The sequence below is a fragment of the Crocinitomix catalasitica ATCC 23190 genome (assembly GCF_000621625.1).
Classification (GTDB): Bacteria; Bacteroidota; Bacteroidia; order Flavobacteriales_D; family Crocinitomicaceae; genus Crocinitomix; species Crocinitomix catalasitica.
In genome coordinates this window covers 1-24,465 of the sequence record NZ_JHXV01000041.1, presented here as the reverse complement: position 1 = coordinate 24,465, position 24,465 = coordinate 1, and the positions used below count along the sequence as shown (strand labels likewise).

The 24,465-nt window shown below is 34.2% G+C and carries 22 protein-coding genes; 10 read left to right on the top strand and 12 right to left on the bottom strand.

All coding sequences use genetic code 11. The annotated features are described in order from the left end of the window. Window positions 1-54: 54 nt before the first annotated feature. Window positions 55-1,122, bottom strand: coding sequence for an anhydro-N-acetylmuramic acid kinase (locus tag T367_RS0117485; protein ID WP_035845561.1), 1,068 nt, complete (start codon window positions 1,120-1,122; stop codon window positions 55-57). A 348-nt stretch (window positions 1,123-1,470) separates the two neighbouring features. Between T367_RS0117485 and T367_RS0117480 the strand changes: the two genes are divergently transcribed. Then, window positions 1,471-2,613: an acyl-CoA dehydrogenase gene (locus T367_RS0117480; protein ID WP_027421009.1), complete on the top strand. Its 1,143-nt coding sequence runs from the start codon at window positions 1,471-1,473 to the stop codon at window positions 2,611-2,613. A 60-nt stretch (window positions 2,614-2,673) separates the two neighbouring features. Here T367_RS0117480 and T367_RS0117475 read toward each other — a convergent pair whose 3' ends face one another. The 3 genes from T367_RS0117475 to T367_RS0117465 form a co-directional block, all read right to left on the bottom strand. Beyond that, a complete protein-coding gene (locus tag T367_RS0117475) occupies window positions 2,674-3,957 on the bottom strand; it encodes a UDP-N-acetylmuramoyl-tripeptide--D-alanyl-D-alanine ligase (protein ID WP_027421008.1) in 1,284 nt (427 codons plus the stop codon). 2 nt (window positions 3,958-3,959) lie between these two features. Then, the gene (locus T367_RS0117470) at window positions 3,960-5,156 is read right to left on the bottom strand and encodes a phosphoglycerate kinase (protein ID WP_027421007.1); all 1,197 of its coding nucleotides are present in this window, start codon (window positions 5,154-5,156) and stop codon (window positions 3,960-3,962) included. Between the two features lie 93 nt (window positions 5,157-5,249). Further along, window positions 5,250-6,092 (bottom strand): choice-of-anchor V domain-containing protein, encoded by an 843-nt coding sequence (locus tag T367_RS0117465; protein WP_027421006.1) that lies wholly within the window; start codon window positions 6,090-6,092, stop codon window positions 5,250-5,252. A gap of 189 nt (window positions 6,093-6,281) precedes the next feature. Between T367_RS0117465 and recG the strand changes: the two genes are divergently transcribed. Continuing rightward, window positions 6,282-8,381 carry an ATP-dependent DNA helicase RecG gene (gene recG / locus T367_RS0117460; RefSeq protein ID WP_027421005.1) on the top strand — a complete coding sequence of 700 codons (2,100 nt, stop codon included), beginning with the start codon at window positions 6,282-6,284 and terminating at the stop codon, window positions 8,379-8,381. 41 nt (window positions 8,382-8,422) lie between these two features. After that, window positions 8,423-8,773: a hypothetical protein gene (locus T367_RS0117455; protein WP_027421004.1), complete on the top strand. Its 351-nt coding sequence runs from the start codon at window positions 8,423-8,425 to the stop codon at window positions 8,771-8,773. Here T367_RS0117455 and T367_RS22940 read toward each other — a convergent pair. The 3 genes from T367_RS22940 to T367_RS0117440 all read right to left on the bottom strand — a co-directional run bounded on the left by T367_RS22940 (window position 8,770) and on the right by T367_RS0117440 (window position 10,964). Further along, entirely contained in the window at window positions 8,770-9,399 is a 630-nt protein-coding gene (locus T367_RS22940; protein ID WP_035845558.1) for a DUF4956 domain-containing protein, read from the bottom strand. The two genes, T367_RS0117455 and T367_RS22940, sit on opposite strands and share 4 nt — an antisense overlap. 8 nt (window positions 9,400-9,407) lie before the next feature. Next, the gene (locus tag T367_RS0117445) at window positions 9,408-10,160 is read right to left on the bottom strand and encodes a polyphosphate polymerase domain-containing protein (protein WP_027421003.1); all 753 of its coding nucleotides are present in this window, start codon (window positions 10,158-10,160) and stop codon (window positions 9,408-9,410) included. A gap of 96 nt (window positions 10,161-10,256) precedes the next feature. Continuing rightward, window positions 10,257-10,964 carry a DUF4919 domain-containing protein gene (locus tag T367_RS0117440; RefSeq protein ID WP_027421002.1) on the bottom strand — a complete coding sequence of 236 codons (708 nt, stop codon included), beginning with the start codon at window positions 10,962-10,964 and terminating at the stop codon, window positions 10,257-10,259. A gap of 185 nt (window positions 10,965-11,149) precedes the next feature. On the opposite strand from T367_RS0117440, the gene pdhA reads away from it, so the two are divergent. Both pdhA and T367_RS0117430 read left to right on the top strand, forming a co-directional pair. After that, window positions 11,150-12,205: a pyruvate dehydrogenase (acetyl-transferring) E1 component subunit alpha gene (gene pdhA / locus T367_RS0117435; RefSeq protein ID WP_027421001.1), complete on the top strand. Its 1,056-nt coding sequence runs from the start codon at window positions 11,150-11,152 to the stop codon at window positions 12,203-12,205. Between the two features lie 57 nt (window positions 12,206-12,262). Then, window positions 12,263-13,522, top strand: coding sequence for a pyruvate dehydrogenase complex dihydrolipoamide acetyltransferase (locus T367_RS0117430; protein ID WP_027421000.1), 1,260 nt, complete (start codon window positions 12,263-12,265; stop codon window positions 13,520-13,522). A gap of 57 nt (window positions 13,523-13,579) precedes the next feature. Here T367_RS0117430 and T367_RS24240 read toward each other — a convergent pair whose 3' ends face one another. Together T367_RS24240 and fabD are read right to left on the bottom strand one after the other, a co-directional pair. Further along, window positions 13,580-14,254 (bottom strand): OmpA family protein, encoded by a 675-nt coding sequence (locus T367_RS24240; protein WP_051568647.1) that lies wholly within the window; start codon window positions 14,252-14,254, stop codon window positions 13,580-13,582. A gap of 121 nt (window positions 14,255-14,375) precedes the next feature. Further along, a complete protein-coding gene (gene fabD, locus T367_RS0117420) occupies window positions 14,376-15,263 on the bottom strand; it encodes an ACP S-malonyltransferase (RefSeq protein WP_027420999.1) in 888 nt (295 codons plus the stop codon). Between the two features lie 180 nt (window positions 15,264-15,443). On the opposite strand from fabD, the gene T367_RS0117415 reads away from it, so the two are divergent. After that, window positions 15,444-16,385, top strand: coding sequence for an SPFH domain-containing protein (locus tag T367_RS0117415; protein ID WP_211252728.1), 942 nt, complete (start codon window positions 15,444-15,446; stop codon window positions 16,383-16,385). Window positions 16,386-16,546: 161 nt separating this feature from the next. Next, entirely contained in the window at window positions 16,547-17,572 is a 1,026-nt protein-coding gene (locus T367_RS0117410) for an endonuclease/exonuclease/phosphatase family protein (protein ID WP_072032224.1), read from the top strand. Window positions 17,573-17,625: 53 nt separating this feature from the next. Here T367_RS0117410 and T367_RS0117405 read toward each other — a convergent pair whose 3' ends face one another. Continuing rightward, window positions 17,626-18,048, bottom strand: a complete 423-nt coding sequence (locus T367_RS0117405; protein WP_157454293.1) for a hypothetical protein — start codon at window positions 18,046-18,048, stop codon at window positions 17,626-17,628. A 110-nt stretch (window positions 18,049-18,158) separates the two neighbouring features. On the opposite strand from T367_RS0117405, the gene lpcA reads away from it, so the two are divergent. Next, on the top strand, window positions 18,159-18,731 hold the full coding sequence (gene lpcA, locus T367_RS0117400; protein ID WP_027420995.1) for a D-sedoheptulose 7-phosphate isomerase: 573 nt from the start codon (window positions 18,159-18,161) through the stop codon (window positions 18,729-18,731). A 1-nt stretch (window position 18,732) separates the two neighbouring features. Here lpcA and T367_RS0117395 read toward each other — a convergent pair whose 3' ends face one another. Beyond that, complete coding sequence (locus T367_RS0117395; RefSeq protein ID WP_027420994.1) at window positions 18,733-19,014, bottom strand: LapA family protein; 282 nt, start codon at window positions 19,012-19,014, stop codon at window positions 18,733-18,735. Window positions 19,015-19,180: 166 nt separating this feature from the next. On the opposite strand from T367_RS0117395, the gene T367_RS0117390 reads away from it, so the two are divergent. Then, on the top strand, window positions 19,181-20,716 hold the full coding sequence (locus T367_RS0117390; RefSeq protein WP_027420993.1) for a YifB family Mg chelatase-like AAA ATPase: 1,536 nt from the start codon (window positions 19,181-19,183) through the stop codon (window positions 20,714-20,716). Between the two features lie 94 nt (window positions 20,717-20,810). Further along, window positions 20,811-21,620, top strand: coding sequence for a universal stress protein (locus T367_RS0117385; RefSeq protein WP_027420992.1), 810 nt, complete (start codon window positions 20,811-20,813; stop codon window positions 21,618-21,620). A gap of 625 nt (window positions 21,621-22,245) precedes the next feature. Here the strand turns inward: T367_RS0117385 and T367_RS0117380 are convergent. Continuing rightward, a complete protein-coding gene (locus T367_RS0117380) occupies window positions 22,246-23,820 on the bottom strand; it encodes a T9SS type A sorting domain-containing protein (protein WP_157454292.1) in 1,575 nt (524 codons plus the stop codon). Window positions 23,821-24,465: the final 645 nt, after the last annotated feature.

The window sequence follows — 24,465 nt, the reverse complement described above, 5'->3', positions numbered from 1 at the left end:
ATTTTCAGTTTGCTTATTGATTACTACAAAGTTTTAGATTTGATAAATCTAAATTCATATAGGTAAATGAATTACACCTCCAGAAGAATCTCTGATCGCACCTGTAACGGATGACAAAGTATTGATTTGATTGTGCAACCTTAAATAACCTAAAAACGCAAAAATCAACGCCTCTTTAAATTCTATTATTTCATTATCTGGAACAATAAGTGCCCCGTTAATTTGAGTTTTAATTTTATCTATGATAAATTGATTATAAACGCCACCTCCTGTAAAAATTACTCTTTTTAGGTCATTCGCATTTACTACATTCGAAATTTGAAATGCAATATGTTCGCTTATTGTCGTTAAGACATTGATTGGCTCTTCGTCTGAATAAGATTTTAAAACAGGATTAAAAACGCTATTTAACCATTCAACTCCTAAGGACTTTGGTGGTTGTTCTTTATAATATTCAAGTTGATTCAAGTCTGCCAGCAACTCCTTATTTATTTTCCCTTTTTTACTTAATTCTCCATCCTTATCGTATTCTTGATTAAAATGATCTTTACAAATATCGTTTAGTGGTAAATTACAAGGTGACATGTCAAAAGCAATTCGCTTTCTATTTTTATCGAAGCTGATATTCGAAAAACCACCCAAATTTATACATCCATCGTATTCGCCGAATAAAAATTTGTCGCCAATTGGCACCAAAGGCGCACCTTGCCCGCCTAATTCCACATCTAAAGAGCGGAAATCACTGACAACTTTAATTTGACAGATATTGGCAATCATCTGCCCTGCCCCTATTTGTTTAGTAAATCCTTTATTTGGTTCATGAAAAATAGTATGCCCATGACTGGCGATAAAATCAGTCTTGTTTTCTAAATTATTGGCTTGAATAAATTCTTTAGTCTTTTCCCCAAGATATTCACCATATTCGAGATCCAATTTTTCTAGATCGCCTGGAGACATCGTAAAAGCCGATTTTAATTGTCTTAACCAATATTCAGAATAGGGAATTGCCTGCGTAATTAATTTACCGATGTTATACCCATTTTTAACGTCAATAAATTCTAGATAACAAATATCTAATCCATCTAAAGAAGTGCCAGACATCAAACCTATTCCTCTATTCATAATTTAAATTTTATCAATTGGTAAACAAATTTCGAAAACATTCTTCAAACAACAATTTTCTATTTAAAAAATGGTGAATTAAAGGCTCAATTTATGTCTTTCACAATCAAAAGAATCATTTTTTATAAACGTCTATAGAGATTCATTCCATTTTCAGATAAGTTGCTTACGATTTTTAGAGGTAAAAACTCCCTTAAAACCATGACTTAGCTATGAAAATTGATGTCATCTGTGAGGGTTTGCTATAATTGAACTCAGGTTTAAAATAATTACTAAAATTATTGTTAAATTTGCATCCACCAGTTTTCAAGCTGGAAAAGAAATTATAATTATTCAAAGTCAAAGTTAATGGAATTTAAATTTACAGAAGAACAGTTGGCAGTTAGAGATGCCGCTAGAGACTTTGCACAGAATGTGCTTAAGCCAGGAGTTATTGATAGAGATATACATGCTAAATTTCCAGCAGAGGAAGTTAAACAACTTGGAGAGCTAGGTTTTTTAGGCATGATGGTAGATCCTAAGTATGGTGGAGGCGGAATGGATTCGGTTTCATATGTATTGGCGATGGAAGAGATCTCTAAGATTGATGCTTCAACAGCTGTTTGCATGTCTGTTTGTAATTCATTAGTATGTTGGGGATTAGAAACTTTTGGTAATGAAGATCAAAAAAACAAATTCTTAGCACCAATTGCTAGGGGTGAAAAAATAGGCGCTTTTTGTTTGTCTGAGCCTGAAGCAGGTTCTGATGCTACATCGCAACAAACAACAGCAGAAGATAAAGGAGATCATTATTTATTAAATGGTACAAAAAACTGGATCACGAACGGAAGTTCTGCATCAGTTTATATCGTAATTGCTCAAACGGACAGAGAAAAAGGTCATAGAGGAATTAATGCTTTAATTATTGAACGAGGAATGGAAGGTTTCATCGTTGGTGAAAAAGAAGATAAAATGGGAATCAGAGGTTCTGATACACATACTTTAATTTTCAACGATGTAAAAGTTCCTAAAGAAAATAGAATTGGTGAAGATGGATTTGGTTTCAAATTTGCCATGCAAACATTAGGTGGTGGTAGAATTGGTATTGCTTCTCAAGCAATGGGAATTGCTTCTGGTGCTTTAGATGTAGCATTAGCATACTCTAAAGAGCGTAAGACTTTTGGTAAGGAAATTCACAGACACCAAGCAATTGCTTTTAAATTAGCTGACATGAAAACGCAAGTGCATGCCGCTCGTTTAATGTGTTTGAATGCTGCTTCATTAAAAGATCAAGGAGAAGATTATACACAAGAAGCTGCAATGGCTAAATTGTACTCTTCAGAAATCGCTCAATTTGTTACAACTGAAGCTGTACAGATTCACGGTGGTTACGGTTATGTAAGAGAATACCATGTTGAAAGAATGATGAGAGATGCTAAAATCACTCAGATTTATGAAGGTACTTCCGAAATTCAAAAAATTGTAATCTCTAGAGGAATTCTTAAAGATTAGTTTGAATAATAAAATTATTGGAAACCATTCAGTATTCGTATTGAATGGTTTTTTTACGTCTTAAAACGAAGGAATAAGAGATTCTAACCGAATACTTCGGGAACCTTTTAACAACACTAAGGTATCTTTTAAATCATCAACCAAGTCAGCCTCCAATAATTCTTGTGCGGAATTAAAATGCTTCAATTCTCCTTTAACTTTTTCAAATTCAGAACCGATTAGAATAGCATTAAGCTTGTTCCTCTTTACAAAGCGTACTAATTTTTCATGCTCATCTAAAGATGTAATACCAAGCTCTTTCATATCTCCTAATACAACCAATTTGTGAGGAGCATCCATTAAAATAAAACTTTCTAACGCTGCTTGCATACTTGTTACATTGGCATTATAACAATCAACAATCAAGGTGTTTCTTTCCGTTCGTAATATTTGCGAACGGTTATTAGTCGGTTCATAATGCTCAATTGCTTTATTAATCGCTTCATTAGTTACTTTAAAATAAACACCAATAGCTATTGCTGACAAGAAATTGATAAAATTATATTGACCGACTAACTGAGTCTTTAAAACCCCAGACGTATAAGCATTGTGAGTCCATTTAAATTGCACAAAAGGATCTTGAGCGACTAACACACCAGACACCTCAGCATCATTATTGTTATAGGAAGAATAAGTAAGTCCTGCTGGAAGAATTGATTTTAAGATTTCGTCTGCTGCATTATAAAAAAGATGCCCTTTTGATTTTTCAATATAGTCGTAAAGCTCTTTTTTTGTATTGATAACTCCTTGAATAGAACCAAAACCCTCGAGGTGAGCTGCACCAATATTTGTTATGACACCATGCGTAGGTTCTGCAATATCAACCAGTTCTTTAATATCGAACGGTTTATTCGCTCCCATTTCAATAATAGCAATCTCATGCGATTGATTGAGTTGAAGCAGCGTAAATGGCACACCAAGGTGATTATTTAGATTTCCTTGAGTAACCAGTGTATTATATTTTGAAGACAAAACTGCTCCGATTAATTCTTTTGTTGTAGTCTTCCCATTACTACCTGTTATTCCAATGACAGGAATATCAAACTGTTTTCTGTGAAAATTAGCTAGATCTTGTAACGTTTTCAAACAGTCATCAACTAAAATAAGCTTTTCGTTAACGGCATATTTTTCTTCATCTACAATAGCAAACAAACAACCTTCTTCAATAGCTTTTAGGGCGTATTCATTCCCATTAAAGTTAGCACCTTTTAAGGCTAAAAAAATACCTTTTGGAATCAAATTCCTTGTATCAGTAGTTAAACCTTCTGAAGCTAAAAATAATTTATGAATTTCTGCAATAGACATGCTTATGCATTTTTAATCGCTGCTATTCCAGGCAACTCTATTCCTTCAAGATATTCTAGCATTGCTCCACCTCCGGTTGACACATGACTAACTTTATCACCAAGGTTGAATTTATTAACAGCAGCTACACTATCGCCACCACCGACTAAAGTAAACGCTCCGTTCGCCGTTGCTTCAGCAACAGCCAAAGCTATATCTTTAGTACCACGCTGGAATTTTTCCATTTCAAAAACTCCCATCGGTCCATTCCATAAAATTAATTTTGCCTTCACTATTTCAGCCTTAAATTCCTTAATAGATTCGTCAGCAATATCTAATCCCATCCAACCATCTGGAATGGCGTTCGTTGGGCAAGTAATTGTATTAGCAGCAGAAGAGAATTCATCTGCTGCAACCGTGTCAATAGGTATTAATAATTTTACACCTCTGCTCTTAGCAGTCGATATAATTGATTTAGCTGTATCAATAAAATCATCTTCTATTAATGAGTTCCCAACGTTACCTCCCATTGCTTTTGCGAAAGTATATGCCATACCTCCACCAATAATTAGGGCATCAACTTTATCTAATAACTTTGTAATTATTGTAATTTTAGAAGACACTTTAGCTCCACCAACTATTGCAACCAATGGTTTTTCAGTCGAGTTCAATACCTTATCAACACTTTCAATTTCACGTTCAATCAAATACCCAAACATTTTATTTTCTGGAAAAAACTGAGCGATAACTGTTGTTGATGCGTGCGCACGATGTGCAGTGCCAAAAGCATCATTAATGTAAACATCTCCATGTTTTGCTAATAATTCTGCAAAATCAACCCCTCCTTTTTGTTCGCGTTGATGGAATCTTAAATTTTCTAATAATAAAACTTGTCCAGGTTTTAAATTGGCAGATTGCTCAAAAGCTCTTTCACCAATACTATCTGTTGCAAACAAAACTTCTTGACCTAAACATTTTTCAACTTCACTTACAATATTTTGTAAAGAGTATTTTTTCTCTGGCACATTCTTAGGGCGACCTAAATGAGACATTAAAACCACTGATCCACCTCCGTCAAGTACCTTTTTGATTGTCTTAATAGACGATTCAATTCTAGTTGAATCTGTAACCGCTAAAGTCTCTTTATCTAATGGCACATTAAAATCTACTCTGATTAATGCTCTTTTACCTGTAAAATCAAATGTTGAAATATTGTTCATTCTGTCCTAGTCTTTGTTCAAGCAAAGATAATTTTATCTCCAAGAATTCAGATTATTTCTTTGAAAATATTTCTAGGCACCGATCTATAATTTTTAAATGAATACTTTTCGATTAAGAACCTTATTGTCAATAAAAATTGAAACAACATATATCCCTGTGTCAATATTGTCGTCAATTGCAATTTGCTTTTGATCTTCGCCAGCACTCATCACACCGTAATTCGTACTAGAAATGATTTTTCCCGATAAATCTTGAACATTAATTGTAATGTGGGCAGGTTCATTAATCTTATACTTTACTTGAAGTTTATTCAATTTTGAAACATAATGAACATCAAATGATTGATCTAGTATCTCTATAGCTGAAATAGAACTCGTACCAGTCAAAGGAATTAGTTCGTTCCCTATAAATATTTCATCCCCCCTTGAATTCCCGTTATTATTCGATTTATTCATTATATAATACGCAGTTAATGGGCCAGAAGCTACTGCTGGTGCTTCCCAATCAAAAGTCCATGAGGTAATACCTGTTGAGTTTTCATGTCGAATATATTCTCGACCATCGCTTGACGCAACACTCGAATTATCACCTGCGGAAAAAGTTCCTGCTCTATTGTTATCCTCGTCTAAAATTGTCATTTCAAAACCATTTCTTGGACCTCCAACTGTTGAGATCGTAATTGGATAGATTTCACCAGGAACATATTCTGGTCCACCTGCCATAGAAAATGAAACAACACCATCCGAAGACATAACTTCTGCAGCATGACAAACCGTGCAAGTAGACTCTCCGGGAGCACCCGTTCTAGCCGCAGGTGGGTTACTACCCCAATTAACAGCTGTAATATCATCTACATGATAGGTTGAAATACGATTTGGTGTAAAGATAAAGGCAAAAGATAATAGCGCAACAGAGGCAAGTAATAATAATTTCATAATTTAATTTTCAAAAAAATAGATGTTTCAACTTACAAACGGTTAAACTAAGCAAACGGTTTATAAGTTACCAAAAATAATTCAAGAAAAAATGACTTATTATTTGTTTCCTATTTATGAATTTAAGCATGAGCAAATAATTATTTCCATTTTAAAAAACATTCATTTACTTTTGTTCAAACTCTGACAATGAATGATATTTTATCCACACCTATCGAATACCTTAAAGGCATCGGTCCACAGCGTGGTGAAATTCTCAGAAAAGAGGCCCATATATACAAGTTTAAAGATTTACTTAATTACTTCCCTTTTAGATACGTAGATCGTTCTCAATTCCATAAAATCACTGACATACCTTACACTGAAGGGGCTGTTCAATTAATGGGTGAAATAAGAAGTATTAAAGAGGTAGGTCGTGGAAAAGGAAAACGATTGGAAGCCAAATTCGTTGATTCATCTGGTACATTAGATTTAATTTGGTTTAAGGGCATTAATTGGATCAAACCTAAATTAAAACCAGGAATGAAAATTCTAGTTTGGGGGAAGGCAAAATTGTTTGGCACAAATTTTAACATAACGCATCCCGAACTCGAATTTATAAACGAACGAAAAGAGGTAGAAAAAGGTTTGCAAGCAGTTTACCATAGCTCAGAAAAATTACAAAGGCTAGGTTTTACTACAAAAGGTTTTGAAAAGGCTATCGAAGCATTATTGCCTACTTTAAAGAATCAAATTGAAGATGAAATTCCTCAGTGGATTATAAATGATATAGGATTAGTATCTAAAGAAACTGCATTTTTTAATATTCATCAACCAGCCACAATCAAAGAAAGTGAAAAGGCTGCTTTGCGCTTAAAGTTTGATGAACTTTTTCTATTGCAATTAGAGCTTTTATTACGCAAGCAAATCACAGAGAAGAAAATAAAAGGTTACGTTTTCAGTCAAGTTGGTGACCCTTTTAATGAGTTTTTTGCTAATCATATCCCATTCGAATTAACCAACGCTCAGAAAAGAGTTATTAAAGAGATTAGGAAAGATCTAAGTTCTGGCATACATATGAATAGGTTATTACAAGGAGACGTAGGTAGTGGTAAAACATTAGTCGCGTTAATGGTAATGTTAATAGCCATTGGCAATGGTTACCAAGCCTGTATTATGGCACCAACAGCAATTTTAGCCAATCAACATTACGAAGGTATTTCTGAAATGTTAGAAAAAATGGATCTCCGGGTTGAGCTTTTAGTTGGAGCTACGAAACAATCAGAAAGAAAAGTACTACACAAGGCCCTTCAAGCCGGTGAAATTGATATTTTAGTTGGCACCCATGCTTTATTAGAGAAAGTCGTAAAGTATAAAAATTTAGGTATCGCCATTATTGATGAACAACATAGATTTGGTGTAGCACAACGTTCGAAACTATGGGCTAAAAACGATTTACCACCTCATCAATTGGTGATGACTGCAACACCCATTCCAAGAACTTTGGCTTTAACTTTTTATGGAGATTTGGACATTTCAGTTATCGACGAATTACCGCCTGGAAGAAAAGAAATCCAAACAATGCATCGCTTCGAATCTTCGCGTCTAAAAGTATTTAAATTTATAGAAGATGAAATAAAAAAAGGTAGGCAAATTTACATTGTATATCCATTAATTGAAGAGTCAGAAAAATTGGATTATCAGAATTTAATGTCTGGCTATGAATCTATTTCAAGGAGGTTTCCTTTACCAGATTTCAGAGTTAGTATTGTTCATGGTAAAATGAAACCGGAAGACAAAGACTTCGAGATGGAGCAATTTGTAAAAGGAAACACGCAAATAATGGTTGCTACTACAGTTATTGAGGTCGGTGTTAACGTGCCAAATGCGAGCGTGATGATAATTGAAAGTTCTGAAAAATTTGGCTTATCTCAATTACATCAATTACGTGGTCGAGTAGGAAGAGGATCTGACCAATCATATTGTTTATTAATGACAGGGTATAAATTAGGTGAGAATGCAAAACGTAGGATTGAAACAATGTGCGAAACAAATGATGGTTTCAAAATCTCAGAAGTTGATTTGAAATTAAGAGGCCCCGGGGACATTATGGGAACACAGCAAAGTGGTATTCTAGATTTAAAATTAGCAGACCTTGCCAAAGATGCTCAACTGGTACAATTATCAAGGGATAAAGCGATTGAATTATTAGAAAAAGATCCCAACTTCCGTTTGCCAGAGCATCAAAAATTAGCACAGCGACTGAGAGAGATTCTAAAGGCTAAACCAAATTGGAGTAGAATCAGTTAAATTATTATAATATTCACTAAATTTAAACCAAACCAATATTTATGAAATTTCTATTATTCTTTTGCCTTATATTTTCAAGTTCCCTATACAGTCAATTATCTGGTGATATTTCTGTTGACAAAAGAGAAGTTATAAGTGATATTATCTATCACTCTGTCGGAAAACACCCTGGTATTTTAGTATTTGATATTGCCGTAAATAGAAAAGGGAAAGTAACAGGGTGTACACTAAATAAAAGTCTTTCAACTATAAGAAACACACCTATGATGATTGACAATAAAAATAAAATTTTGACTGAATTAACCTTTGCTCCAAGCAATTCGGCTCCAGAATTCCATCAAGGTAGGGTGACTTTAAACTTCAATATTTTAATTAAGGAAACTGAAAATTAACTATCAAACTCATCAAAAGCCTCTTGATAATAGTAAATTTTTATTTCAGCAGTATCACGTAAAAAATCAATTTTACCTACCTGCAGTCTGTTTATTTTTAGCCCTGTACGCTCTTCTAAATCTGCTAGCAACAATTCAATATTTTCAGGCTTAATATTTTCGATTTTTTCATACGTTATCATTTTATCAGATTCATGATTTTGTAACCACCAATTCTCCATTACAAAAACCATAAACCAAACAACACCATTAATGAATAAAATCTCGGCGTAACTCAATTTTCCCGCTAAGGCATTTATTACGGACAGTCCAATAACCAAGAATAAATAAGTCATTTCTCTAATACGCATTGCATTAGTACGATACCTAATTATACCAAAGATGGCAAAAAGCCCTAGTCCCATACCCACTTCCATCTCAAATTTCTTCAAAGCAAAGCAAATAAAGAATGAGATAATCGAAATCATGTAAAACGTAAAAAGGTAATTTTTACGAGGTGTATTTTTGTAATAAATATAACGTACGATCGCCGTTAGAAAAATAAAGTTGATTGCAAAACGAAGTATTAACTTCCACAAATCATCATCCATTATTTTTAGTCCTAGAAAGGTTGAATCTGCTCCCATTTTTTTATTTAATCTATTTTATCTATGAATATTAATTTACTTTTAAAATTGTTATATTTCAATTCAGGATATAGTCCAATTGAACCAACACAATATTTACTAATACTATAAGGTCTTATCATCTTTTCTTTCATCAGCTTATAAAAAGTACTCAAACGATTTAATTTTTCTTGCTTTAATTCTGCTATAACCAGATGATCATATGCCACTTTTTTTTCTCCTATACTATATTGCACCCCCAAATCGAATGTTAATCGTTCTTTTTCATGCTTATTTACTAATGTAATTCGGCTAAAACTGTTCCATAATTTAGGCTCTAATGACACTTCTTTTTCTAATACACCAAAAATAAACGCTTTCGATTTTGTACTTAAATCCTCTTCAAAATCATTAATAGGAATTCTAACCTTATCTGTACGTCCTTTAAATTTATGCTTAATCTCTAAGAAAAAAAGATTCGACTCTATATATTGTCGAATACGGATTTTATATCGATTCGCTTTACCATTATGGTGTTCTAAAAAAAAATCAAAATTTTTCGTGTCAAAATAGAGGGTTTTATAATTCGATACTTTATTCCCATTAATTTCCAATACTTTATAATCTTTAGACAATTCTTTTAAAAGACCACCCAACTTATTTTGAGAAAAAACAAATTTAGTGTCCGTCCTGTTCATTAAACGAACAGCATCCATTTCTGTAAGGTTGATACTTTCCAACTCACTTAAAACTTCAGAAAAACTTGAAGAAATCTTAGACATAGGCGCCAAATGTAAGCTATTTATAGATTTAGAAAAAAATTAAAGCTAAAAATTTAACAATCCTTAAAGAAATAATGGTGTTTTGATAAAATCTGGCTATTCCTTTTCCGGCAGATCAGCATTTTTATATGAACTTGAGTAATGCAGTAATGGCATACGCACATTAAAATAGAGTTGTTTTATACGGCTTTTACGCGACTGATTCTTTTTTGAAAAAGTTAACAGATCACAATCATTTATTAATGATTGTTCAACCACTTTTAATCCTAAATTTCCAACAACTCTATATTCGTCATCTACAGAAATGACAACAAATGCAGAAGATGCTGCTTTTCCATCACCACTTGATAAAATAACATTTAGAAATCCATAATAATGTTTAGCATAAATTTTTGCCTGCTCAATTTCATTCTGAGAAACTAACAACAAGAACATTTTAAGGTAGACTTCAATATCAACTGCATTTTCTATCAAAACTTGTTCCCCTAAAAGTATAGTTTCAGCAACTTTTGACGAATCTTGATCAATCTTTGTATAAAAATTATTGAATTCTTTTTTTTTTGTTGAAATCCCATAAGGGTGATAATTCTCTTGGAATACATTACCATAATATAAATACCAATAGTCTTTATCGTTGATAGATGTGTCACCTGAGACAATTCGATCATATAAATGCGCATAAAAATAGGCGCTAGTACTGTCATAAATTCGCTGCTTAACGTCATCAAAATCAACACTTGCAACCTTTTGGTTAAAAGCTATAAAATTAAAAGTTAATGCCAAGAAAAATAAACTTAACTTCATCAATGGGTTTGAATATTATACATTATTAATAACCAAAAATTGAAATAAGTTACACTTTTAATTTGAATCGGAATTTTGGATCTCTCAAATTCAAGGATCAATTAGGTGTTTATTTGAACCAAATGTATTCTACATTTTGAAAATAAAAAATTATATTTGTCTCTTCATTCAATAAAATTGAAACTATGGCTACAAAACGTGCAGCAAGTAAAACACCAACTAAGACGACAAGAAAATCGGAAGCTACAAAATTTTCGAAGGAAACGTATATTAAGTGGTATACAGATATGTTATTGATTAGGAAATTTGAAGAAAAAATTTCTCAATTATATATCCAACAAAAATTTGGTGGTTTTTTGCACGTATATATCGGACAAGAAGCTATAGCAGTAGGAACTGTTTCCGCAACTAAAAAAGGAGATAAACATATCACTGCTTATCGTGATCATGGACACCCTATTGCATTAGGAACAGATCCACGTGTTTTAGCGGCCGAACTTTATGGCAAAATCACGGGTTGTTCGAAAGGAAAAGGTGGATCAATGCACTTTTTTGACGTTGAAAAAGGATTCTATGGTGGACATGGCATTGTAGGTGCTCAAATACCAATGGGTGCTGGTTTAGGTTTTGCTGAACAATATAAAGGAACAGATAATATAGCTATTTGTTCGTTTGGTGATGGTGCTGCTAGACAAGGCGCACTTCATGAAACCTTTAATATGTCCATGACTTGGAAATTACCTGTGATTTTTATTATTGAGAATAATAATTACGCAATGGGAACTTCAGTTGAGCGTACTACTAACGTAACAGACATGTCAAAAATGGGCTTGTCTTACGAGATGCCTTCTTTTTCAGTAGACGGAATGAAACCAGAGTCTGTTCACGAAGCAATTGCTGAAGCAGCTGCGAGAGCGAGACGTGGTGACGGTCCAACTTTATTAGATATTAGAACATATAGATATAAAGGACATTCAATGTCTGATCCTCAAAAATACAGAACGAAAGACGAGGTTGCTGAATGGCAAGCTAAAGATCCTATCGATCATGTATTAGAAGTGATTAAAAAGAATAAATATTTGACTGCAGCTGGAATCAAAAAAATTGATGACTGGGTAAAAAATGAAGTTGTTGAATCAATTAAATTTGCCGAAGAGTCAGCATTCCCAACTCCAGACGAATTGTATAAAGATGTTTACGATCAAGGAGACTATCCTTACGTTAAAGAATACTTAGCTTAAATAATAATCATTAATCAGTTTTTACCAATTGATTTAAACCTAAAATAGATAGAAAAGATGGCTGAAATTGTTAGAATGCCGAAATTATCTGATACAATGACTGAAGGCGTAGTTGCTGAATGGTATAAAAAAGTCGGTGACACAGTTGCTGAAGGCGACTTATTAGCAGATATTGAAACTGATAAAGCCACAATGGAATTCGAATCATTTTATGACGGAATTCTATTGCATATTGGTATTGAAAAAGGTGGAGCTGCACCGGTAAATGATATTCTTGCCATTATTGGCGAGAAAGGCGAAGATATTTCAGCATTATTAAAAGATGCAGAAGGAAAAGAGGAGGAAGCAGCACCGAAAGAAGAACCGAAAGAAGAGAAAGCTCCTCAAGAAGTAACTAAACCTGAGAAGGCAGTTGAAGCTTCTCAACCTACTCTGACAAAAACGTCTGAATCGAATGATGGTGGTAGAGTTTTTGCATCGCCTTTAGCTCGCAAAATGGCTGAAGACAAAGGTATCAACTTGTCAATGGTCAATGGTACTGGTGAAAACAATAGAATTACTAAAAAGGATATCGAAAACTTTAATCCGGCTAACGCTGGTGGTTCGGCAATGTCTCAATCAGTTAATACTGGCGTTGAATCTTATACTGATATGCCGCTTTCTCAAATGAGAAAAGCAATTGCTAAAACATTATCTGCATCTAAGTTCTCTGCACCACACTTTTATTTAAAAGTTTCGGTCAATATGGACAATATGATTGCTTCGAGAAAAGTAATCAATGCTGATGATGATGTAAGAATCTCTTTTAATGATATGATTATTAAAGCTACAGCAAGTGCTTTAAGAAAAAATCCTAAAGTGAATTCAGATTGGACTGGAGATGCTATTCGTTATAATGACCACATTCATATTGGTGTTGCCGTTGCTGTAGACGAAGGTTTATTGGTACCAGTTATTCGATTTGCTGATACAAAAGGTTTTGCTCAAATTGGAAGTGAAGTTAAAGTATTGGCTGAGAAAGCTAGAACTAAAAAAATTCAACCAGACGAAATGCAAGGTGGAACTTTTGCGATCTCTAACCTTGGTAATTATGGAATTGAAGATTTTACTTCAATCATCAACCCTCCAAATTCATGTATCTTATCTGTTGGTGAAATTAAAGCAATGCCGATTGTAAAAGATGGTGAAATTGTGCCAGGTAATATTATGAAATTAACTTTAGCATGTGACCATAGAGCCGTTGACGGTGCTGTTGGATCTGCATTCTTAAAAGATTTAAAGAACTTATTAGAGAATCCTGTTAAAATGATTGTTTAATACTTCCAAATATTTATTTAAAAAGCCATCAGTCAATTGACTGATGGCTTTTTTGTTTTATTGAATATAAATTTCTGTTCTTCTATTCATTGCCTTCCCTGCTTCGGTTTCATTCGACTCGATTGGTTTGGTTTCTCCATAGCCTTTCGCTGTCAATCTAGTCCCCGAGATTCCCTTCGATACCAAATAGTCTTTAACAGCAGTTGCTCTTGCTTGAGATAAGGTTAAATTTGAATTACTCGCCCCATCCGAATCTGTATGACCTGCTATTTCAATATGAATAGAACTTTTCACTTTTAGAAAACTTACTAATTCGTCAAGTAAACCATATGAATCTTCTTTAATAATTGATTTAGCTGTCTCAAAATGAAGGTCACTTAATACGAAAGTCGTTTCCTCCTCGTATTTCACGACGATTTGCACGTCATTATAGACCTCTCTTTCCTTGAGTACAGGAATTTGTATCGCAGCATAATCGCGGGTGTTTGAAACGCTCTTTAATCGAATATTATACAGACCTGCCGATAATTTCACTTCTAAATTCCCTTCGGCATCAGAAACGCCATCGGCTACTATTTTTTCTTCGGTGTCAAAAAATAGAATCTGCGCCCCAGCAATTGGCTGATCGTTTAAATCACATACAAATACTTTGGCCTCGGCTTGTTCTTGAGCATATACTATACCCGAAAATAAAAAGGCAAATAAGATAATTGTGTTCGTTACTTTTTTCATATCAATAAGATTGTTGTTTCTTTATTGAATGTAGAAAGCCTTAAAAAGTAACCATTCCTCCTAAAAAATAAAACCCCATTAAGTTTTCACCTAACGGGGTTTCAAGTATTTTTAGTTCGATTTACACCGAATATACTGCGCTTTCTGTAGCGAAAGTACGATCAATTTTTTTAAATAATCCTTGTAAAACTTTACCTGGACCAACTTCTACAACTGAATCACAACCGTCTGCGATCATTTGTTGCATCGTTTGTGTCCATTTAACTGGCGCAGTTAATTGTGCTATTAAATTCTCTTTAATTGCCTCAGGATCTGTTACACCATTCGCTGTCACATTTTGATAAATTGGACAAATTGGTGTCTTAAATTCTGTAGAAGCAATAGCTTCAGCTAATTCTGCACGAGCTGGCTCCATTAATGGAGAATGGAATGCTCCTCCTACCGGTAATTTTAATGCACGTCGTGCGCCTATTTCAGTCAGTTTTTCACAAGCTTCATCAATTGCAGCAATACTTCCTGAAATCACCAATTGACCAGGGCAATTATAATTTGCTGCCACCACTACTCCATCAATCGATGCGCAAACATCTTCTATTTGTTTATCTTCTAAACCTATTATCGCTGCCATTGTTGATGGTTGCGCTTCACATGCTTTTTGCATGGCTAAGGCTCTTTTCGAAACAAGTTTTAACCCATCTTCAAAATTCATACTTTTACTTGCAACCAAAGCTGAGATCTCTCCAAGAGAATGACCTGCTACCATCGTTGGTTTAAATTCTTCTCCTAATAAATCGGCTAGAATGACAGAATGTAAAAAGATAGCAGGCTGTGTAACCTTCGTTTCTTTTAATTGTTCATCTGTTCCATTAAACATTATTTCAGTGATATCAAATCCTAAGATTTCGTTGGCACGATTAAAAAGTTCCTTTGCTCTTGCTGATGATTCAAAAAGGTCTTTCCCCATCCCTATAAATTGAGCTCCTTGTCCAGGAAAAACGTATGCTTTCATATTTCAATTTTAAATGTTTCAGAACAAATATAATTGATTGACTTTCCTAGCAAGAAAAATAGTTGATGAAATTTAATTATTTCTCAAAGACAGCTTAAATTTTCGTATCTTTAAAAAGTTATAAATAAACCTAAAAATTACTACTAATCAAAGTAGTATCAAACAATTAAAAAATCTGATATGGGAGATATGCAAGAATCACAAATGATAACATATGCAATTACCGGAGCGATAATATTGTTCCTGCTTGTGAAATCAATTATAATCGTACCTGAGAAAAAAATATTCGTAATTCAACGACTAGGTAAATTTCAAAAAATGGCTATGCCAGGTCTTGGTTTTATAATTCCTTTCATTGACAATAAAGTTGGTGTTATTAATATGCGAGTGCAACAATTAGATGTTGATGTTGAGACTAAAACAAGAGATGATGTATTTGTTCATTTACGAGTATCGGTACAATTTCAAGTTATGAGTGATAAAATATTTGAAGCGCATTATGCTTTGGATAATCACAGACACCAAATTGCATCTTATATTTTTGATGATGTAAGAGCTGAAGTACCTAAAATGGAATTGGATGATGTGTTCGCTAAAAAAGAAGATATTGCCAAAGCTGTTCGACAAAACTTAGCTGATTCGATGGATGATTACGGTTACTCTATCGTTAAAGCATTGATTACAGATATTGATCCTGACAAAAACGTGAAGGAATCAATGAATAGAATTAATGCTGCTAAACGTGATAAAGAAGCTACAATGGAGAACGCTGAAGCCAACAAAATCACTGTTGTAAAGGCCGCTGAAGCGGATGCTGAATCTAAACGTTTATCTGGTGAAGGTATTGCTCAACAACGTCTTGAAATTGTAAGAGGTTTTAAAGAGTCTGTTGAAGATTTCCAAAAATCACTAAAGAATATTACGCACGAAGAGGTGATGCAGTTTGTATTGTTAACACAGTATTTTGATACATTAAACAATATCGGACAAAATGGAAAGAATACTTCTATTTTAATTCCTCATTCGCCAAGTGCAATGCAGGATTTCCAACAACAAATTGTAAACGGAACCATTATTGGTAAAAAAATGGATGAAGCTTCTCAAGAGCAATCTGCAGAATAAATTAAAAACTTCAAAATAATTGTGGCGGATATCATTGTGATATTCGCCATTTTTTTGTTCTAATATTTCGTTTAAAAACCTTATATTTAATCAATAACAAAACCCAAAACATTATTTTTATCGGAATAAATAGAATAGCGTCCCTCCTTAAATCTCAATTATTGAGCTTCATTTTATTTAAATGCCTTTTCCTATTTTCACATTTTACTTTCAGTCAAATTAAAACAGATCATTCGCAAGTTCGGATTATGTTTTACAATGTCGAGAATCTATTTTTTCCGGAAGATGATAGCTTAAAAAACGATAATGAATTCACTCCAGATGGTGTGAAATATTGGAGTTATTATCGGTACCAGACTAAATTGAATAAAATTGCCAAAACAATTATTGCAGTTGGCGAATGGAATGCTCCTGCCATTGTTGGACTCTGTGAAGTTGAGAATATTCAATGTGTTAACGATCTCATCTATGCAAGTCCATTAACGCGGTATGGCTATCAGGGCATATTAATTGAATCCGGTGATAGAAGAGGTATTGACGTCGCAATGATTTATCGGCCGGACCTATTTACAGTCATAACGCAAAATGCTTTAATTATTAATTTCCCTGAAGAGAATGCAAGACCTACAAGGGACATACTTTATGTTAAAGGGCTCGTTGGAAATGATACGATACATGTATTTGTCAATCATTGGCCATCGCGATATGGGGGAGAATTAGTATCCAGACCAAAAAGAAATTTTGCTGCTAAAGTTCTAAAGTCCTCAATCGACTCTATTCAACGTATAGATTCGACGGCACGAATTGTTGCTATGGGGGATTTTAACGACCACCCTACAGACGAAAGCATGTCTTCTATTCTATATGCGCAGAAAGACAAAAACAACTTAAAGAAGGATGATTTACTAAATCTTACTTGGCAATACGAACATAAAGAAGGTACGCATCAATATCAAGGTAAATGGTCTATTCTTGATCAGTTTATTGTGAATAAACAGTTTTTAGATTCTAGCTCAAATCTCTTTACTTCAGAAAGTGCGATGCATATTTTTAAACCTGATTTTTTACTCTCGCCAGATAAAAATGGAATGGATAACATTCCAAATCGAACATATATTGGGTATAAATACAATGGCGGATATTCTGATCATTTGCCTATTTACTTAGATCTTTTCTTAAAATATTAAACAAAAAAAACGTCACTCGATAAAGTGACGTTTCAAATATTTTTAAGGGTATCCTAGATATCTCCAGGTCCACCTACAGTTTTGTATTCTTTTTGTTTTGGTTTTAATTTCTCAACAAAGATTACATAAAAATGTGCATTTTCTTCATTGATAATCTCTTCAGAAATACCGTTAATAACACCAGGAGGTCTATTATCTTTATTTCCAAATTTCATATCCATCAATTCGTAAGTACCGTCTTCGAATTGTAAGAAGATAGAAACTATCTTACTATTTTCAATCCTTACTTTTCCTAAAAAGCAAGTTGATTCTCCGTCCTCAACAAAACTGATATATACTTTTCGATGCATATCATCAGAAACTGAATATGCGCCCCTTTTTTCAAATGCACTTCGCCATTCTTGCAGGCAGCCTGTTTGGGCGTACATATTCGTTAAAAAAAATGAGAGGCATAAAAGTAATAATGTCTTTTTCATAAATTGAATTTTATTCTTAAGATCAATGAATTTTCAAATATAAGACAACTTTAACAAAACTACCGAAATTGGTCGATACATTTTTCTTACATTTGATAAAACTCTTGTCGATGTCATTAAAACAAATTTCGAACCATTTTTTAGAAGCGCAAAAAGTTCTTGCTGAATTCATTGATAATGAATCAAATATAGAAAAAATAAAAACAATTGGTGATGCAATGGTCAGTGCTATCAATAATGGTCAAAAAATTATTTCTTGCGGAAATGGAGGATCAATGAGTGATGCCATGCATTTTGCAGAAGAAATGACAGGTCGTTTTAGAGAAAATAGAAAAGCATTGCCTGCCATCGCAATTTCAGATCCTTCTCATTTATCTTGTATTTCGAATGATTACGGTTATGATTTCGTTTTTTCACGATTCGTTGAGAGTCTGGGTCAAAAAGGTGATGTTTTATTGGCTATTTCTACAAGTGGAAACTCCAAAAATGTAATTGAAGCAATAAAAGCTGCGAAGGCTAAAGGCATCTTTGTCGTTGCATTAACTGGTAAAGATGGCGGTAAGATGGCTGATATGGTAGACATTGAATTGCGCGCTCCTCAAAGTGAATGGGCAGATCGTGTGCAAGAAATTCATATCAAGATTATCCATTCATTGATCCATTATATCGAATCGAATATCTAATCTATTTTTTTCTTTTTTTAGCAGCGCGATGTTTCATCAATAAAAAATTGATTAAGCCTCCTATTATTGCCGAGAATAGAATGATGAAAATTATTCGAACCCTAAAGGTCATATTGAAGAATTCCAATTCTACTTTGTTCGAGTTTTGAACGATAAAAGTAATCAACACTATACTTAGCAAGGTCATCATAACCAATCTTACTTTCTGCAAAAAAGGTACTTTAACCACCTCCGGTTGAACTTCTTTTATGACTTGCTCTTTGTTTTCTGTTGACTCACTCATTATTACTCTATTTTTTCTTTCAGAGATTTAAGTTAGGGAAAATTTTGGAACCGTTTTAAAATAAATAAAAATAAAACGATTAAATTTTAATCTAAAATTGATTAATATCTAAACAAAATAATTATATTTGTAATTCCCCCGTACTATTTATTACTAAACTTTTAATATGTTGGTAAAAACATATGGGTATGCCGTATACGGAATTGAAGCATTACCAATAACTGTAGAAACGAATATTGGTAAGGGGATTAACTTTTTTATGGTTGGTTTGCCTGACAGTGCTGTCAAAGAAAGTCATCAGCGAATAAAAGCTGCTTTCACCAATACCGAATTGAAATTCCCCCGCAAAGAAATCACGATTAATATGGCACCCGCCGACATCCGCAAAGAAGGTTCGGCTTACGACTTAACCATAGCTGTTGGTGTATTAGCTGCGAGTGAGCAAATTTTAGAGGAAGAAATTGCGGATTACCTAATCATGGGCGAGCTGTCTTTAGATGGTGGACTAAGACCAATTCGTGGTGCATTATCCATGGCTATAAAAGCCAAAGAGCAAGGATTTAAAGGTTTTATTCTTCCCAAACAAAACGCCAGAGAAGTTTCTATTGTTGAAGGATTGAATATATATGGCATCGAATCGATAACAGAGGTTGTCGGTTTTTTCAATAAAACGATAGATCTCGATCCTTTTCAATACGTGGCTGATGATGATGCTTACGATTGTAGTGAATTCGCCATTGATTTTGAAGATGTAAAAGGACAAGAAAATGTGAAACGCGCATTGGAGATAGCGGCGGCTGGAGGGCACAATATTCTCCTAGTCGGTCCACCAGGATCAGGTAAAACAATGTTGGCGAAGAGACTGCCTTCTATCCTCCCCCAATTAACACTCGAAGAGGCTTTGGAGACGACTAAAATTCATTCCGTAGCTGGTTTGGTGGGCGAAAATAGAGGTTTATTGACGACGCGTCCATTTCGCAGCCCGCATCATACAGTGAGTGATGTCGCCTTAGTTGGAGGAGGTTCGAATCCAAAACCGGGTGAAATATCTTTGGCTCATAATGGGATCTTATTTTTGGATGAACTCCCAGAATACAAACGGCAGGTTTTAGAAGTGATGCGTCAACCTTTAGAGGACAGAGTTGTATCTATATCTAGAGCTAAAATGTCAGTTGAATATCCTGCAGGGTTTATGTTAGTGGCTTCGATGAATCCCTCACCATCTGGAAATTTTTACGATCCAAACGATCCGAATTCTGATCCTGAGTATATTGTTAAACGCTATATGAATAAAATATCAGGTCCGTTGATGGATCGAATTGATTTACATATTGAAGTGCCGGCTGTGCGTTTTGACGAATTGGCAAAAGGGCCAAAAGGAGAAACCAGCTTCACTATTCGACAACGGGTAATGGAAACAAGGAAAATTCAAGAAGAGCGTTTCAAAAACATTCCTAAAATTCATTACAATGCCCAGCTCCATTCGAAGTTAATCGAGAAATTTTGTCGAATCGACGAAATAGGAATGGCGATGTTAAAGAACGCAATGGACAAAATGGGACTGTCAGCACGGTCGTATGCAAGAATACTAAAAGTATCTAGAACAATAGCAGATATGGATAGTTCACAGGGGATTGCGGCACATCATATTGCCGAGGCCATTCAATTCAGAAGTTTAGACAAAAACAATTGGTTAGAATGATGGTACGGTTATTGACTTAACGATGTTTAGAACTCAACTAAAATAAAAATTTCTGTTATAAATCTTTTATTATATTTACATCTAAACTCATAATATGGAAAGAAGATCAATCCTTGTACCGCATGATTTCACAGCAGTAGCGGATAACGCTGTAAAATATGCATTGAAGCTTGCAGCATCGATACATGCGAATGTTGATTTAGTACATATTGTTAAAGATAGCAGTCAAAAAGCAAAAGCTAAGCAAGAATTTGAAAAGCTTAAGCTAAAATTGACTGAAATTCCAGCAGGTGTAATTGTTAATACGCATGCTGTTGTAGGATCTATTTACACGGAAATTGCAAGTACAGCTGCGGATCTAAAGTCGACTGTTATTATTATGGGGACGCATGGTGCTAAAGGCATGCAGAAGTTATTTGGTAGTTTTGCCATTAAAGTTATTACAAGTACACATGTACCATTCCTTGTGGTACAAGACAATTATACGGGTTACGATACTTCTAAAATTGTTGTTCCAATTGACGAATCACAAGAGAGTTTACAGATTGCTCAGGTAGCAGCTGGACTTTCGGATATCTTAAAATCAGAGATTCATATTGTTAGTGAGAAGAAATTAGACAGTAATTTGAAATTAAAAACAGCTGTTCACAGTGGTTTACTTGCAAAACAGTTTAAAGAGAAGAACTTGGTTTACGTGAATAAAGTATTGGATCGTAAAAAAGGATATTCAACTGATATCGTTAACTATACAATTGAAGTTGGCGCTAATTTAATTGCTTTTGCCTACCATTCTGACGCGCTATTACCTCAATTCGACACTTTTGCACAAAGCTTAATCACGAATAAATCTGGTGTGCCAGTATTGGTTTTAAATTCTAAAGAAGCAGGGAATTATTTCTTTTAGTCTTTTCGATTAATTGAAATTTATTTTTTCAATTTGAAATTTTCTATTAAAAAGGAATAGATATTGTCCTTATATAAAAATTGGAGTTTTATCGTCAACCTAATTCAGTTATTTGACTACCCGAAATTGAATCTAAACCTCCATTTTGTGTGTGTGTGTGTGTAAATCATAAGCCAATTCATAAAAATCTGCAATGGCGTATAGGTTTTAAGCGCTTAGCACTGGTTTCGAGTTTGAAATCATAAAATAAAAATAATTTCTGTAAATAATTTACACGTTTTTAACTGAATATTAAAGTTTTAGCGAAAAATTAGATCGCAATTAACATCCGCAAAAAACAATAACTAGAACTTAAACTTGCAATTGATCTCAGTCCCGCACTGCAGCCAAAATATTGGGGCATATATAATCCCATCCGCAATTTTTTCATAATCCTAACACTAAAATTCGCTACAGCGTAGCGAAACCTCAATAAAAAAAAATCGCCACACCGTGGCACCGACTTACTACAGCGTAGTAATACCTTTTACAAGCCTCTGAACCATCATTCTACAATACACCTTTTTTACTAACCACTATAGACTCAAGACTAACGACTCAGGACTCAGGACTCAAAGACTAAAAACTACAACACCACAATTTTCTCCACCACTTCAAACCCATTATCCGCTTTAAATTGCAGTAAATAAACCCCTGTACTTAGGTCTTCAAGATTTAGGGTGACATCTCTAAAATACTCAGGAATGGTAGCGTTAAAAATTAGGCGTCCTGCGAGGTCGTGAATAAGTATGTTGGCCGAAAGTGTTTCCCCGCCTGGGTTATAGCTGATTGGGATTTGACCATTGTTGGGATTTGGGTAGAGTTTAAAATTAGCCAACGGTGCTGGAATATTGGTGATTTGAGTGGTGAATGTTTCACTTTTATGATGATAACAAGCATTTATAGTGAATGTGATTTCTTTTGTACCGTTGCTCGTATAAGTATGCGTAAAAACGGTGTCGTCATGTTCGGTAAATGTAGTGTTTGAGCCATCGCCCCAATTAATTTCACCATCACCAAAACGCTGAGAGGCATTGGTTAATGTCACTGAATTATTAATGCTGTCCGTGCTGATGGCAACAGATTTTATAGGAGGTCCTTCAAAACCCAAACAATTGGTGCGTATTACCCAACCGTCTTGCGAATTGGTATCACTGTCACCAAATACAAAACCACCAAATAATAAATCACCACCAGGCAATACTTCCATGTCCCATAAATAATGGTCGTTTTCACGGATTTTAAATAGGCGGTTCCACAATACATTGCCTGAAAAATCTGTTTTCATTGCCCAGCCGATGGGATCACCGACAGCTGTATCTGTGCTTGCTCCACAAAAAACATATCCATCTTCAACCAATACAACATCATTAAAAACTTCATCTAATACATAAAATAATGTAGAATTTGTATCAATATTTGTATAATAATTGTCCCAAATTTTATTTCCATTTTCATCTATCTCCATCGCATATCCATGACTGGCCCTGCTCAAATCCCAATCTGGATCAATAAATTTGTAATTACCATAAACTAAAGCATGCCCATTTTCTAAGGCGAGCACTCTACCTAATTCATGCCCTTCTCCCCCAAAGCTTTTTTCCCATTCTAAATTGCCTTCGCTGTCTGTTTTTACTACATATATATCTCTATCTCTGCCTGGGTGAGAGGTTGTGAAGCCTGCCATAATATAGCCGCCATCGGCAGTGGTGTCTACTGAATAGGCGAATTCACCATCAAAACCTCCATAGGTGTTTTCCCATAAAATATTGCCGTCTGGATCCATTTTAATTAACCATGCTTGGCTAATTAGGTCAAAATCTTTAAAACCACAAAAAATATAATTCTTATCTTTTGTCAGTTTACAACTGGCTAATGCAGAAAAATTAATAGAATCTTTAAACTCTTTTGTCCATAAGGTGTCGCCATTTCTATTAATCTTAAAAATAATTGCATTCGGGCTAGTGCCATCAACAAATTTCATCTGGCCAGAAAAAATTATATTTAAACTGTCATCAATAAACACTGAATTATTTTCACCAGTTGTAAAATTATCAGCAAGAGTCTCAGTTGGAATTATTAAAGTGTCTAATGCGTAACCATCTACATTACACACAAATACGTATGGTGTGTTGCCGATTAAGGGACTTCCAATTACCAATATTTCATCTGCCCTTGTAACTACTCCTGTGTATCCTTCAAATCTGCCAATTCCACTAATATCAAAAAAATTATTAAAATAGATAATAGGATTACGAATTTATTCATTTATTGGATCAATAGTTTTTTAACCATTTGATTACCGTTTTGTGAATTAACTTCTACTAAATATAAGCCCACATTAAACAGGCTTATATCAATAATTTCACGTTTTTTGTTTGGGTTTAAGATACAAATAATTAGTGAATTAACGCGTTAGGTATTGCAGCGGATATCCTTTTCCCTACTTCTAGTGGGGGAAATATTAGAGCGTAAAGACCGACTCTGTCACCGATCATTGAGCGGTCCCGATAGCTATCCCTTAGGTTTGTTTCTTATAATATAGATATTATCTTGATGTTTATAATTAGAGTTACAACTAGTAAAGGCGAATAAACGATAGCTAAAGGTGTAAGAGACCTATGTCCCGATTTTATCCTTTACTAGTTCTTTAAGCAAGCATCAAATAGAAATTAAGGTATTAGACCTATTATCAGGGAATTAATTGTGCTTAAAGGCGTAACTCCAAAAAATAAAAGTTATGGATAAAATTAATGATTTTGTATATTTTATTGGTGTAGATATTTCAAAAAATGTTCTTGACATT

Excerpts from the sequence above, each read along its gene's own strand:
- T367_RS0117480 (WP_027421009.1), top strand. The coding sequence starts at position 1,471 with ATGGAATTTAAATTTACAGAAGAACAGTTGGCAGTTAGAGATGCCGCT.
- T367_RS0117385 (WP_027420992.1), top strand. The coding sequence starts at position 20,811 with ATGGAAAGAAGATCAATCCTTGTACCGCATGATTTCACAGCAGTAGCG.
- T367_RS0117445 (WP_027421003.1), bottom strand. The coding sequence starts at position 10,160 with ATGTCTAAGATTTCTTCAAGTTTTTCTGAAGTTTTAAGTGAGTTGGAA.
- T367_RS0117430 (WP_027421000.1), top strand. The coding sequence starts at position 12,263 with ATGGCTGAAATTGTTAGAATGCCGAAATTATCTGATACAATGACTGAA.
- T367_RS22940 (WP_035845558.1), bottom strand. The coding sequence starts at position 9,399 with ATGGGAGCAGATTCAACCTTTCTAGGACTAAAAATAATGGATGATGAT.
- T367_RS0117485 (WP_035845561.1), bottom strand. The coding sequence starts at position 1,122 with ATGAATAGAGGAATAGGTTTGATGTCTGGCACTTCTTTAGATGGATTA.
- T367_RS0117465 (WP_027421006.1), bottom strand. The coding sequence starts at position 6,092 with ATGAAATTATTATTACTTGCCTCTGTTGCGCTATTATCTTTTGCCTTT.
- T367_RS0117415 (WP_211252728.1), top strand. The coding sequence starts at position 15,444 with ATGGGAGATATGCAAGAATCACAAATGATAACATATGCAATTACCGGA.
- T367_RS24240 (WP_051568647.1), bottom strand. The coding sequence starts at position 14,254 with ATGAAAAAAGTAACGAACACAATTATCTTATTTGCCTTTTTATTTTCG.
- T367_RS0117455 (WP_027421004.1), top strand. The coding sequence starts at position 8,423 with ATGAAATTTCTATTATTCTTTTGCCTTATATTTTCAAGTTCCCTATAC.
- recG (WP_027421005.1), top strand. The coding sequence starts at position 6,282 with ATGAATGATATTTTATCCACACCTATCGAATACCTTAAAGGCATCGGT.
- T367_RS0117390 (WP_027420993.1), top strand. The coding sequence starts at position 19,181 with ATGTTGGTAAAAACATATGGGTATGCCGTATACGGAATTGAAGCATTA.
- T367_RS0117470 (WP_027421007.1), bottom strand. The coding sequence starts at position 5,156 with ATGAACAATATTTCAACATTTGATTTTACAGGTAAAAGAGCATTAATC.
- T367_RS0117440 (WP_027421002.1), bottom strand. The coding sequence starts at position 10,964 with ATGAAGTTAAGTTTATTTTTCTTGGCATTAACTTTTAATTTTATAGCT.
- T367_RS0117405 (WP_157454293.1), bottom strand. The coding sequence starts at position 18,048 with ATGAAAAAGACATTATTACTTTTATGCCTCTCATTTTTTTTAACGAAT.
- lpcA (WP_027420995.1), top strand. The coding sequence starts at position 18,159 with ATGTCATTAAAACAAATTTCGAACCATTTTTTAGAAGCGCAAAAAGTT.
- T367_RS0117395 (WP_027420994.1), bottom strand. The coding sequence starts at position 19,014 with ATGAGTGAGTCAACAGAAAACAAAGAGCAAGTCATAAAAGAAGTTCAA.
- fabD (WP_027420999.1), bottom strand. The coding sequence starts at position 15,263 with ATGAAAGCATACGTTTTTCCTGGACAAGGAGCTCAATTTATAGGGATG.
- pdhA (WP_027421001.1), top strand. The coding sequence starts at position 11,150 with ATGGCTACAAAACGTGCAGCAAGTAAAACACCAACTAAGACGACAAGA.
- T367_RS0117475 (WP_027421008.1), bottom strand. The coding sequence starts at position 3,957 with ATGTCTATTGCAGAAATTCATAAATTATTTTTAGCTTCAGAAGGTTTA.